Raw genomic sequence first — 11,990 nt, 5'->3', positions numbered from 1 at the left:
CCCTTTCGTAGTGGTCAGCCGTTCAACAGCGTGGTCAGCGGCCCGGTTTGGCCGGCAGCAGCACGCTGATCCGGAACCCGCCGCCCGGACGCGGTCCCGCGTCCAGCGTGCCCCCGATCATGCCAACGCGCTCGCGCATCCCGATGAGGCCGTGCCCCATACCGTCCGCGCCACCCGATTCATACAGCTCGTGCTGGGCGCCCCGCCCGTCGTCCTCGACCAGCAGGCCCAGCCCGTCGTCGAAGTAGGTCAGGCACACGCTCGCCCCCACATCCGGCCCGCCGTGCTTGCGGGTGTTGGTGAGCGCCTCCTGCACAATGCGGTACGCGGTCAGCTCCACCCCGCTCGGCAGCGGCCGCGCGGAGCCCTCGACCCGGTAGTCGACCGGCAGCCCGGCGCCCCGCACCTGCTCGACCAGGTCGTCGATCTGCCCCACATCGGGCTGCGGGACATACTCTCCGCCGACGGCGCCGCCCTCCTCGGTGCGCAGCACGCCCAGCAGCCGGCGCATCTCGGCGAGGGCCTGGCGGCCGGTGCCGGAGATCGTCTCCAGGGCCTGCTTGGCCGTGTCCGGCGAGGAGTCCAGGACATAGGCCGCGCCGTCCGCCTGCACCACCATGACCGAGACATTGTGGGCGACCACATCGTGCAGCTCGCGGGCGATCCGGGCGCGCTCGGCGGTGACCGCCATCTTCGACTGCTGCTCGCGCTCCCGCTCCAGCCGCTCGGCGCGCTCCTCCAGCTGCGCCCAGTAGGCGCGGCGGGTGCGCATCGAGTCGCCCAGCACCCAGGCGAGGATGAACGGGACCGCGCCGAAGCCGATCGAGATCAGGTTGTGCATCGGACCGGTGTTGTACTCGTCCGGCCAGCGCAGGAAGTAGAGCACCGGCGCCAGCAGCCCGCCGAACAGCGCGAAGCGCGAGGCCCAGCGTTTGTTGCCGGACGCCACGGTGTAGACGATCACCAGCATGGCGAAGTCATAGACGTTCGCCTCGACATCGAGGGCGAGCTGGGCCACCCCGGTCAGGGTGGCCAGCAGCAACATCTGCACCGGCGCCCGCCGCCGCAGCGCGACCACCACGGACATGGCGCAGGCCACCAGGGCGACGATCAGCCGCTGCCTCGTGGAGCCCACCGTCCCCGCAGCAGCCATGGCCCCCAGCCCCAGCAGCATCAGGGCCCAGGTGCTGTCCACCCCGATGGGGTGTCTGCGGAGGAAGTCGTAGAGGCGCTGCACGTCACCCAGCGTAGGCATGCCCCGCTTGTGCGTGGGTCAGCCCGGCGATCGATCCCGCCCGTCCTCTTCTACTCCCCAAGGTGGAGGGCTCCCGGCCGCCAAGGGCGCATAGCGTGTGTATATGACATCCGGAACCCGCGGCTGGCGGGAGGCGGCACGGGCCGCCCTGTACGGGCCCGGCGGCTTCTATCGCCGCCCCGAGGGCCCCGCCGGGCACTTCCGTACGTCGGTCCACGCCTCCCCCCTCTTCGCCACCGCGGTGGTGGAACTGCTGCGCCGGGTCGATGCCGCGCTGGGTCACCCGGCGGCGCTGGCGTTCACCGATATGGGTGCGGGGCGCGGGGAACTCGTCAGCGCGGTACTGGACCGGTGCCCGTCCGAGCTGGCCGGACGGCTGCGCCCGTACGCCGTGGAGCTCGCCGACCGGCCGGCCGGGCTTGACGAGCGCATCAGCTGGCTGCGAACACCCCCCAAAGGAGTGACCGGTCTCCTCTTCGCCAATGAATGGCTGGACAACGTACCGCTGGACATCGCCGAGACGGACGGCGCGGGCACCCCCCGGCTGGTGCTCGTCGGGGACGACGGCGAGGAGCTGCCCGGCGCCCCGGTCTCCGGCGAGGACGCCGACTGGCTGGCCCGCTGGTGGCCCCTGGACGGCGCGCCCCCCGGCAGCCGCGCCGAGATCGGCCACCCGCGCGACGCGGCCTGGGCGCAGGCGGCCGGCAGCCTGCGGGGCGGGCTGGCGGTGGCCGTGGACTACGCGCATGAGCGCGCCGCCCGGCCGCCCTTCGGCACGCTGACCGGCTTCCGTGACGGGCGCGAGACCCGGCCGGTGCCGGACGGTTCCTGCGACCTCACCGCGCATGTGGCCCTGGACGCCTGCGCGGGCCCGTCCGCCACGCTGCTCGGCCAGCGCGCGGCGCTGCGCGCGCTGGGCGTGGACGGCCGCCGCCCGCCGCTCTCGCTCGCCTCCACCGACCCGGCGGCGTATGTACGGGCTCTGAGCAGCGCGGGCGAGGCGGCGGAGCTGACGGCCCCGGCCGGCCTGGGTGCCTTCGGCTGGCTGCTCCAGCCGGTGGGCGGGGCCTGCACGGACGTCCTCGCACCCGCCGACGGCGAATCCCCGGCGGCCGGCTGAGAAACTGACCCCATGACGGAGACGACAGTCGGCATCGGCGGCGCGGCCGAAAGCACCGACATGGTGCTGAACATCGGCCCCCAGCACCCTTCCACCCATGGCGTGCTCCGCCTCCGCCTGGTCCTGGACGGCGAGCGCATCGTCCAGGCCGAGCCGGTCATCGGCTATATGCACCGCGGCGCGGAGAAACTCTTCGAGGCCCGCGACTACCGCCAGATCATCATGCTCGCCAACCGCCACGACTGGCTGTCCGCCTTCTCCAACGAGCTCGGCGTCGTGCTGGCCGTCGAGCGCATGCTCGGCATGGAGGTCCCCGAGCGTGCCGTATGGACCCGAACCCTGCTGGCCGAGCTGAACCGGATCCTCAACCACCTGATGTTCCTCGGCTCCTATCCCCTGGAGCTCGGCGGCATCACCCCGGTCTTCCATGCGTTCCGGGAGCGCGAGGAGCTGCAGGCGGTCATGGAGGAGGTATCCGGCGGCCGGATCCATTACATGTTCAACCGCGTCGGCGGCCTGAAGGAGGACCTGCCCGCGGGCTGGCCCGGCCGCGCCCGGCACGCGGTGGCCGAGGTCCGCTCCCGGATGGACGTCTACGACCGGCTGGTGCTCGGCAACGAGATCTTCCGCGGGCGCACCCGTGAGGTGGGGGTGCTGTCCCCGGAGACCGTGCACGCCTATGGCGTCAGCGGCCCCATCGCCCGCGCCTCCGGTGTGGACTTCGACCTCCGCCGCGACGAGCCGTACCTCGCCTACGCCGAGCTGGCGGACACCCTCCAGGTCGTCACCCGCCGGGAAGGCGACTGCCTGGCCCGCTTCGAGTGCCTGCTGGAGCAGACCCACAACTCGCTCGCCCTGGCCGACGCCTGCCTGGACCGGCTGGCCGAACTCCCGCCGGGGCCGATCAACCAGCGGCTGCCCAAGGTGCTCAAGGCCCCGGAGGGGGCGACCTACGCCTGGACCGAGAACCCGCTCGGCCTCAACGGCTACTACCTGGTGTCCAAGGGCGACAAGACGCCCCACCGGCTCAAGCTGCGCTCGGCATCGTTCAACAACATTCAGGCGCTGGTCGAACTGCTGCCGGGCACGCTGGTCGCCGACATGGTGGCGATCCTGGGCTCGCTGTTCTTCGTCGTCGGCGACATCGACAAGTAGCCGGAGCCGACGGGCGGGCGGCGGTCGTCAGATCGCGCTGCGCAGCTCCGCCACATCGATCTGCTCGGTGTCGTCGTGCGCGGTCAGGTCGATGACCTCCCCGTCGGCCTCGGCGCTCGCCTTGGCCAGGGTCTCCTCGCCGACGACGTCCGCGAGGTCCTGTTCCTCGACGGGCTTGGGCTCGGCGGGCCTGGCCTCGGCGTCCCTGGGCGGCAGGGCGGGCTGCTTCCTGGTGCCGAAGAAGTCGAAGCCGCCCTGGGCGCGGGACGCGGGAGCGGGTCGCCGGGCAAGCGCACCGGACGGCAGGGCGCCGCGCGGGGCCCCGGTCGGCGCGACGGCGGTACCCGGCCGGACCTCTGCAGCCCCCGCCTCGGCGCCCGTCCCGGACTCGGCCTCCGGCCGGTCCTCGACCCCGGGCTTGGCTCCGGGCTTGGCTCCGGCATCGGGCCGTTCCCCCGCCTCGGGCGCGCGCTTGGCTCCGGCCTCGACCCCGGGCTGACGCGCCGCCTCGACCTCGCCCCTGGGCCGGACCACCAGCTCGGCCTGAACTCCCGTGCCCTCCGGCCCGGCCTGACCCTCCGTCCGCTCCCGCTCCTCCGTGCCAGCGCCGGCGCCGACGGCGACTGCGGCCTCCGCGGCCTGACGGGCCGCGTTGCGCTCCAGGCCACGGAGGGCCTCGGCGGCCTTGCGATAGGCCTCCGCGCCGGCCTCCCGCTCCGCGCGGGCCTGCATCGCGGACTCCAACGCCCGTGCGGCCCTGGGCACCCCGCTCTTGCCCCGGGTGCTCTCCAGCCGACGATCCTCCAGGACGCTGGCCCGCTCGGTCTCGGCGGTGGCGTAACGGCGCAGCAGATCCGCGTGTTCGGTACGGAGCCGGGCCAGCTCCGCACGCTTGCCGCGCAGCTTGGCCTCCAGCCGGGTGCGGGCCAGCCGGGTCTCGTCGAGATCCGTCTCCAGCTCGGCCAGCCGCTCGTCGGTCTTCCACTCGTCCCGCACCCGGGCGGCGGTGAGCTCGGCGACGCGCTTTCCCGCGGCCAGGTCCCAACGGCGCATCAGTATCGATCCGACCACCGCCGCCGCGGCCGCCGCGGCGGCCAGGCCACGTATGACGACCGGTTCACTCACCGTCCAGGCGCCGGCCGCGCAGGCGACCGATGTCGCAGCGACCAGCGAAGAGGGAAGAAGCCGGTGCAGGGATGTCGAATGGCGGTGGCGTCCTCGTGGCATGGCCTGAAACTTACCGTGCGTTGCTGCGAAAGTGTGACTCCACCACCAAAACGTTCCCTTGAACTTACGCCCCGCCTGCTTTCCCTACCCGCCCAGCAGCCCCTTGGACTTGAGGTACTGCGCGGCGACATCCGCCGGCTTCAGCCGCTCCGCGTCCACCTTCTTGTTGAGTTCGGAGAGATCGGCCGTGGTCAGCACCTTGTTGAGTTTGTTGAGCGCATCCGCGACCTGCTGTGCGCCGGCCTTCCGCGCATTCACCACCGGCAGGACGTTGTCGGAGTTCTGCAACTTCTTGTCGTCCTGCAGCGCGACGAGGCCGAACTGTTCCAGCGTGGCGTCCGTGGTGGTGGTGAGGACCATCTGGTCCTTGCCGCTCTTGACCGCCTGCTTGGCCTGGGTGCTGCCGACATCGAGCGGGTCGATGCCGGTGACGTCGATGCCGTAGGTCTTCTCCAGGCCCGGCTTGCAGAAGGGCCGCTGGGTGCATTCGTCGCCCGCCGCGAGCTTGATCGGCTCCTTTGACTTTCCAAGATCGGAAAGGGTCTTGAGCTGGTGCTTCGCCGCGAACTCCTTGCTCACCGCGAAGGCGTTCTGATCGACCGCCCGGCCCGGGTCCAGCACCTTGAGCCCACGGGGCTCGGCGAGTTTCCGCAGCGCCTTCACCGTGGCCTCGGGGTCGGCGGACGCGACCTCCCGGGCGTCCTTCCCGTTCTGCTTCTTGTTCAGGAATTCGGCGAGCGTTGCCGCATACTCCGGGACCACATCGACCTGGCCCTTCTCCAGAGCCGGTTCATACAGCTCACGGGCGTCCACGGTCTTGATCGACGTCGAATATCCGGCGTCCTTCAGCAGGCCCGCGTATATTTCCGCGAGCACCTTGGACTCGGTGAAGGACGCCGATCCGATGACCAGCGATCCCTGCCCCGGCTTGGCCGAACCACCGCCGCCCCCGCCCCCGGACTTCTCGAGGCTCTCGCCGCCGCACGCGGCGAGCCCGGCCGTCAGCGCGGCGACACCGGCCATTGCGAGCAGAGCCCGCCCGGTCCTCGTCCGACGCCGGTTGATCCTGGTCATGCCGCTCTCCCTATCCGTTTCGCCGGAAATCTCCGGCCGTCCGAACGCCTTGATCAGACGTCACCCAGGCCGCCCGCCACGGCCCGGCTCGATATGCGCTGCGCGCCCCGGCGGCGGGCCCGGGCGGTCAGCCGCTCCAGGGCCACGAACAGCCCCTCGACCAGCAGCGCCAGCACGGCCACCAGCAGCGCACCCGCCACCACCTGCGCGGTGTAGGTGAGCCGGAAGCCCGCCGTGATGATCCGGCCCAGACCACCGCCCCCGACCATGGCGGCGATCGAGACCGTGGCCACCACCTGCACGGCGGCCGACCGCACCCCGGTCATCACCATGGGGAGGGCCAGCGGCAGCTCGACCCGGCCGATCACCTGACGGCCCGACATGCCCATGCCCCGCGCCGCCTCGACCACATCCCGGTCCACCTCGCGCATGCCCACATAGGCATTGGTCAGCAGCGGTGGTATCGCGAAGAGCACCAGCGCGATGACGGTCGGCCAGGAACCGTACATGCCCAGCGGGCTGAGCGTCAGCAGCACCAGCACCGCGAAAGTGGGCACCGCGCGGCCCGCGTTGGAGATGTTCACCGCCAGCGCGCCGCCCCGGCCCGTGTGCCCCAGCAGGATGGCGATCGGCAGGGCTATCGCGCAGGAGATCGCCAGGCACACGACCGTCAGATAGAGGTGCTCGGCGAGGCGATGCCACACCCCGTCGCCACCGGACCAGTGCGACCCGGTGGACAGCCATGCCCAGCTGTCCGCGACGACTCCCATCAGGCCACCGCCCCCTTCTGCTTCTTGCCCGGCCACAGCCGCCGCTTCGGCCGGGCCCAGGGCGTCAGCAGCCGCTGCACCGACAGCAGCGCCAGATCCGCCACCACCGCCAGCAGCACACAGAGCACCGACGCGGTGAGCACCTGCGCCTTGAAGACGCTGTGCAGGCCCTCGTAGATCAGATTGCCCAGGCCCCCATAGCCGACCAGTGCACCGACCGTGGTCAGCGAGACGGTCGAGACCGTGGTGATCCGCAGCCCGGCCATCACGGCGGGCAGGGCCAGCGGCAGCTCCACCTCGAACAGCAGCCGGACCGGCCCGTACCCCATGCCGCGGGCGGCCTCGCGGGCCTCCTCCGGCACCGCGGCGAGCCCGGCCAGGATGTTCCGCACCAGAATCGTCAGCGAATACAGCACCAGACCGGTGATCACGACCGACACCGACAGCCCGAAGACCGGCACCAGCAGCGAGAACATGGCCAGCGAGGGCACGGTGTAGAGCACCGTGGTCAGCCCGAGCACCGGCCCGGCCACCCCGCGCCACCGCCGGGCCAGCAGCGCCAGCGGAAAGGCGATCAGCAACCCGATGACGACCGATGCCAGCGTGATGCCGATGTGCTGCAGCGTGGCATCCATCAGCTCCTGGCCGCGGGTCCGCACATACTCGCCGCAGATCCAGTCGTTGTCGATCAGGCAGTTCCCACCCGGCTCCGACATGTACGCTCACCTCCCCCTTGGCCTTCACCGACGGTTACTGGCGACCCTAACCCCGGGCACTGACAATCGCCTGTGGGCCGCCACACAACCGCAACAAACCCGGCGACGGATACCCGCACCATGCCCGCACAATGGGGAGCGTGATCCGTTTTGAGCACGTCACCAAGCGCTACGCCGATGGCACGACCGCCGTGGACGACCTGTCCTTCGAAGTCGCGGAGGGTGAGCTGATCACGCTCGTCGGACCGTCCGGCTGCGGCAAGACCACCACCATGAAGATGGTCAACCGGCTGATCGAGCCCACCAGCGGCCGCATCAGCCTGGACGGCGAGGACATCGCCGCCGCCGATCCCGTCGAGCTCCGCCGCCGCATCGGCTATGTGATCCAGCAGGTCGGGCTCTTCCCGCACAAGACCGTGCTGGACAACACCGCGACCGTCCCGCACCTGCTGGGCTGGCCGCGCAAGAAGGCCCGGGCCCGCGCCGCCGAGCTGCTGGACCTCGTCGGGCTCGACCCGTCCGTCTTCGGCGGCCGCTACCCCGACCAGCTCTCCGGCGGCCAGCGCCAGCGCGTCGGCGTGGCCCGCGCGCTCGCCGCCGACCCGCCCGTCCTCCTGATGGACGAACCCTTCGGCGCGGTTGACCCGGTGGTGCGCGAGCGGCTGCAGACCGAATTCCTGCGGCTGCAGTCACAGGTCCACAAGACCGTGCTCTTTGTCACACATGACATGGAGGAAGCCGTCCGCCTGGGCGACCGGATCGCCGTCTACGGCCATGGCCGCATCGAGCAGTTCGACGCCCCGACGGCCGTGCTCGGCGCCCCGGCCACGCCGTATGTCGCCGACTTCGTCGGGGCCGACCGCGGGCTCAAGCGCCTCTCCGTCACCTCGATCGAACCCGGTGACCTCGAACAGCCCCCGGTGGTCCACCTCGACGACCCGCTGTCCACCGCGGTCTCCCGGCTCGCCCGGGAGGGCTCGCGCTGGGCCGTCGTCCTGGACGACGAGGACAATCTGCACGGCTGGATCTCGGCCGACGCGATGGGCTTCGCCACCGAGGGCACGGTGCGGGATCACGCCCGCCACATGGACGCCTGGCTCCCGGTCGGCGCCTCGCTCAAGCAGGCGTTCAGCACCATGCTGCAGCACGACGCGGGCTGGATCGCCGTCCTCGACGGCGAGAACGCCGACCACTTCCTGGGCGTCCTCACCCCGGCCCGGCTGCACGAGGCGCTCCGGCGCTCCATCGGTGCGGATGCCCAGGGCGCCACGCGGGCCGAGGTGGACCTGAGGACCGTCCCGGGATCGTAGGACGCGCTCCCCCGAGGCCGCTCAGGCCGCGGGGGACGACGCGCCGCCGTCCTCGTCATCGTCCTCGGGCAGCTTGCAGACCCGCTCCATGAAGAACGCGGCCGCTATCACACACACGCCCGCCACCACGGACGCACCGGCATAGATCGCCTGGTCGCGGCGGGCCGGATCCTCCAGCCCCTCCATCAGCAGAAAGACGCCCACCCCGCCGTACGCCCCCGAGACCAGCGCCGCGACCAGCGCGCTCGCCTGCCCGAACACCACCGCCCGGGCGGCCAGCAGCGGGTCCACGCCCTTGGCGCCGGGCCGCCGCTCACGCTGCGCCCGCAGCCGGGACCGCAGCGAGAACGCGGTCGCGGTCAGCACGGCCGCGATGACGGCCAGCACGATCGGGGCCGCCACCGGCACCCGGGGCAGGGTGCCAAACGAATCCCACAGCCGGGCCCCCGCCCAGGAGAGCACTCCGGCCGCGGCGAACAGGCCGAACAGGACCCCGATCCGAAGTTGCTTCACCGAGCCGTCGCCCCTCATCGTCACTCGTCCTCAGCACTCACAAAAACCACACCCGCACCACCACACCGGCCCAACGGCTATTCGGGCAGCCTGAGTTCCAGATCCAGCCGGGGCCGCACACCGTCCCGGCCGACGCCGGTCAGCAGCTCGACGACCGGGCCACGTCCCGGAACCACGGCCTCCGGGTCCACGTCGTACCACGGAACCAGTACGAAGGCACGCTCGTGGGCCCGCGGATGTGGCAGCGTCAGCACCGGGTCGTCCGAAACGACGTCCTGATAGGTGACGATGTCGACATCGATGGTCCGCGGGCCCCAGCGCTCGTCGCGCACCCGCTCGAAGGCCTCCTCGATGGCGTGCCCGCGCTCCAGCAGCGAGGACGGCGGCAACGTGGTCTTCACCAGCACCACCGCGTTGTAATACGCCGGCTGGGAGCCCGGCTCCACGCCCCAGGGCTCCGTCTCGTATACCGGGGAGACCGCCTTGACCCGCAGGCCCGGCGTGTCCTCCAGGGCGTCGATGGCGCCCTGCAGCGTCTCCAGGCGGTTGCCGAGATTGCTGCCGAGCGAGATCACGGCGCGTTTGGGATTGCTCAGGGTCACATCGGCGGCGTCCACCTGCTCCACCACGGAGGCGGGCACCGGCTGCACGGTCGGGTCGCTGCTGCTCATACTCGGCTCCGGGTGATCGTGACGGTCACATCGTCGAAGGGCACGGTGATCGGGGCGTCCGGCTTGTGCACCACGACCTCGACCTCCTGCACCACATCGTGTTTGAGGCACTGCTCGGCGATCCGCTCGGCGAGGGTCTCGATGAGGTCCACGGGCTCCCCCTGGACGATCTCGACGACCTCCTCCGCGACGATGCCGTAGTGCACGGTCTTCGTGAGGTCGTCATCGGCCGCGGCCGACCGGGCGTCCAGGCCCAGCACCAGGTCCACGATGAAGGTCTGCCCTTCCTCGCGTTCCCGGGGGAACACCCCGTGGTGCCCGCGAGCCTTCAGGCCGCGCAGCGCGACACGATCCACACGAATCACTCCTGCTGGTCGTCGGATGGGGGCACCCCCATGCCCTCAAGGCTATGGGGGAGGGAGCGCCCGGCCAGGCCCGAACGTCGCCCGTCCCCGGCCTTCGACCGGGATACCCAACGTCGAATCTACCTGCGAGCACGGACAGTGCCCGCCCATGGGTGCCGGGACGGGAACGGCTGTGATGCCGGTCACCGGGCCCTGCCGCGTTTACCCCAAGAGCCGGTGGCCCACCCCTACCCGTCCTCGATACAGCTCGAACGAGTGGTCACATATCCCTCACACTGACGCACCGCCCGGCCGTGCGTCAGCCCAGCAGGCCCGGCTCGTCGCCGTTCTCGCCGTTCCCGGCCTCCTCGCCGCTCTCGTCCTCCCGCCCCGCCAGCACCGGCGAGCCATGGTGCGACCACACCTTCCACTGGGAGCCGACCCGCCGGAACACATTGGTCGCCACGACCAGCTGCCCCACCAGCGGGCCCAGCTCCCCCTCCGCCTCGGCGGGCGCCCCGCTGAGGATGTTCTCGGTGCAGGTCACCAGGGCGGTGTCACCGATGACCGACACCTCGACATCGGTGAGGAAGAACTGGATGTAGTCGGTACTGGCCATGATCAGCGCATAGGAGCGGAGCACCTCGCCCCGCCCGCGCAGCACCGGCCACCCGGGATGCACACAGGAGACCTCGGTGTCCCGGTCGTCCAGCCACATCCCGTCCATGGCCGCGGTGTCCCCGCGCTCCATCGCCTCGTACAGGGCGGTATTGGCGAGCTCGACCCGCTCGCCGTCCGTACGGGCGCTGCTCATGCGGGTCCCTCGCTCCGCTCGGGCCTGCGTGAGCAGGGCACATACCCCCTGATGACTCGGTCGCCCCGCTCCCTCACAGTGCCCCCTCGGCCGCACCCGACACCGCGCGCACCACGCGCACCGCGTCCGCGCTCGCCCGTACCTCGTGCACCCGCACCGCCCACGCACCGTCGCGCGCCGCGAGCGCGGAGACGGCGGCGGTGGCCGCGTCGCGCTCCCGGGCGGGTGGCGGGGCGCCCTCGTCATCGGCCAGCACCCGGCCGAGGAACCGCTTGCGGGACGCCGCGACCAGCACCGGCCGGCCCAGCTCCCGGTCCAGCCGGGCGAGCTCGGCGACCAGCGCCAGGTCGTGTTCGGCGGTCTTGGCGAAGCCCAGCCCCGGGTCCACCACGATGCGCTCCGGGTCGACGCCGCCCGCGACCACCGCGTCCACCCGCTGCCGCAGCTCGGCGAGGACCTCGCCGACCACATCCCGGTACACCGCCCGGCTGTTCATGTCCGCGCTGAACCCGCGCCAGTGCATCACCACGAACGGCACCCGGGCCGCGGCCACCATCGGCACCATCGCGGGATCCGCGAGACCGCCGCTGACATCGTTGACGAGCACCGCCCCGGCGTCGACGGCCGCCCGGGCGACCGAGGCCCGCATGGTGTCCACCGACACCGGCACCCCCTCGGCGACCAGTTCGCGCACCACCGGCACCACCCGGCGCAGTTCTTCGTCCTCGGCCACCCGCACGGCACCCGGCCGGGTGGACTCGCCGCCCACATCGACCAGATCGGCGCCGGCCTCGACCAGCGCCAGGCCGCGCTTGACCGCCGCGGTGGTGCCGAACCAACGGCCGCCGTCCGAGAACGAATCGGGCGTGACGTTCACCACACCCATCACCGCACAGCGGTCCCACTCCGGCAGGCCGACCGGCCCGATACGACCGCGCAAGGTACTCATGCCAACCAGCCTAGGGCGTGGCACGAGCGCGCTGCCCGGCGCCCGGAACGCACCGAGCCCTCCCCGGAAGGA

General features: G+C 71.6%; 13 protein-coding genes. 3 read left to right on the top strand and 10 right to left on the bottom strand.

The genetic code is table 11. The features are described 5' to 3' along the window. Nucleotides 1–34: 34 nt before the first annotated feature. Complete coding sequence (locus ABCR83_RS18625) at nucleotides 35–1,237, bottom strand: sensor histidine kinase (RefSeq protein ID WP_462696167.1); 1,203 nt, start codon at nucleotides 1,235–1,237, stop codon at nucleotides 35–37. A gap of 121 nt (nucleotides 1,238–1,358) precedes the next feature. Here ABCR83_RS18625 and ABCR83_RS18620 point away from each other — a divergent pair, with 121 nt between their 5' ends. Continuing rightward, on the top strand, nucleotides 1,359–2,375 hold the full coding sequence (locus ABCR83_RS18620) for an SAM-dependent methyltransferase (RefSeq protein WP_462696166.1): 1,017 nt from the start codon (nucleotides 1,359–1,361) through the stop codon (nucleotides 2,373–2,375). Between the two features lie 12 nt (nucleotides 2,376–2,387). Beyond that, nucleotides 2,388–3,530 carry an NADH-quinone oxidoreductase subunit D gene (locus tag ABCR83_RS18615; protein WP_462696165.1) on the top strand — a complete coding sequence of 381 codons (1,143 nt, stop codon included), beginning with the start codon at nucleotides 2,388–2,390 and terminating at the stop codon, nucleotides 3,528–3,530. Between the two features lie 27 nt (nucleotides 3,531–3,557). Here ABCR83_RS18615 and ABCR83_RS18610 read toward each other — a convergent pair whose 3' ends face one another. From ABCR83_RS18610 to ABCR83_RS18595, 4 genes are all read right to left on the bottom strand, one after another. Then, nucleotides 3,558–4,757, bottom strand: a complete 1,200-nt coding sequence (locus ABCR83_RS18610; RefSeq protein ID WP_462696164.1) for a hypothetical protein — start codon at nucleotides 4,755–4,757, stop codon at nucleotides 3,558–3,560. 84 nt (nucleotides 4,758–4,841) lie between these two features. Further along, nucleotides 4,842–5,831, bottom strand: coding sequence for an ABC transporter substrate-binding protein (locus ABCR83_RS18605; protein ID WP_462696163.1), 990 nt, complete (start codon nucleotides 5,829–5,831; stop codon nucleotides 4,842–4,844). Between the two features lie 53 nt (nucleotides 5,832–5,884). Then, nucleotides 5,885–6,601: an ABC transporter permease gene (locus tag ABCR83_RS18600; protein WP_462696162.1), complete on the bottom strand. Its 717-nt coding sequence runs from the start codon at nucleotides 6,599–6,601 to the stop codon at nucleotides 5,885–5,887. Next, on the bottom strand, nucleotides 6,601–7,317 hold the full coding sequence (locus tag ABCR83_RS18595) for an ABC transporter permease (protein WP_462696161.1): 717 nt from the start codon (nucleotides 7,315–7,317) through the stop codon (nucleotides 6,601–6,603). Before ABCR83_RS18595 ends, ABCR83_RS18600 begins: the two co-directional genes overlap by 1 nt. Before the next feature lie 140 nt (nucleotides 7,318–7,457). Between ABCR83_RS18595 and ABCR83_RS18590 the strand changes: the two genes are divergently transcribed. After that, entirely contained in the window at nucleotides 7,458–8,627 is a 1,170-nt protein-coding gene (locus tag ABCR83_RS18590) for an ABC transporter ATP-binding protein (protein WP_462696160.1), read from the top strand. A 21-nt stretch (nucleotides 8,628–8,648) separates the two neighbouring features. Here the strand turns inward: ABCR83_RS18590 and ABCR83_RS18585 are convergent, their stop codons facing one another. The 5 genes from ABCR83_RS18585 to folP all read right to left on the bottom strand — a co-directional run bounded on the left by ABCR83_RS18585 (nucleotide 8,649) and on the right by folP (nucleotide 11,918). Further along, nucleotides 8,649–9,140, bottom strand: a complete 492-nt coding sequence (locus tag ABCR83_RS18585) for a DUF3180 domain-containing protein (protein ID WP_462696207.1) — start codon at nucleotides 9,138–9,140, stop codon at nucleotides 8,649–8,651. A gap of 77 nt (nucleotides 9,141–9,217) precedes the next feature. Next, a complete protein-coding gene (gene folK / locus ABCR83_RS18580) occupies nucleotides 9,218–9,811 on the bottom strand; it encodes a 2-amino-4-hydroxy-6-hydroxymethyldihydropteridine diphosphokinase (RefSeq protein ID WP_462696159.1) in 594 nt (197 codons plus the stop codon). Beyond that, nucleotides 9,808–10,176: a dihydroneopterin aldolase gene (gene folB, locus ABCR83_RS18575; RefSeq protein ID WP_462696158.1), complete on the bottom strand. Its 369-nt coding sequence runs from the start codon at nucleotides 10,174–10,176 to the stop codon at nucleotides 9,808–9,810. Before folB ends, folK begins: the two co-directional genes overlap by 4 nt. A gap of 298 nt (nucleotides 10,177–10,474) precedes the next feature. After that, nucleotides 10,475–10,969, bottom strand: coding sequence for a nuclear transport factor 2 family protein (locus ABCR83_RS18570; protein WP_462696157.1), 495 nt, complete (start codon nucleotides 10,967–10,969; stop codon nucleotides 10,475–10,477). A 73-nt stretch (nucleotides 10,970–11,042) separates the two neighbouring features. Then, nucleotides 11,043–11,918, bottom strand: a complete 876-nt coding sequence (gene folP / locus ABCR83_RS18565; RefSeq protein WP_462696156.1) for a dihydropteroate synthase — start codon at nucleotides 11,916–11,918, stop codon at nucleotides 11,043–11,045. Nucleotides 11,919–11,990 lie beyond the last annotated feature (72 nt).

This window comes from Streptomyces xingningensis (assembly GCF_054957865.1).
This window is presented reverse-complemented; position numbering and strand designations above follow the sequence as displayed.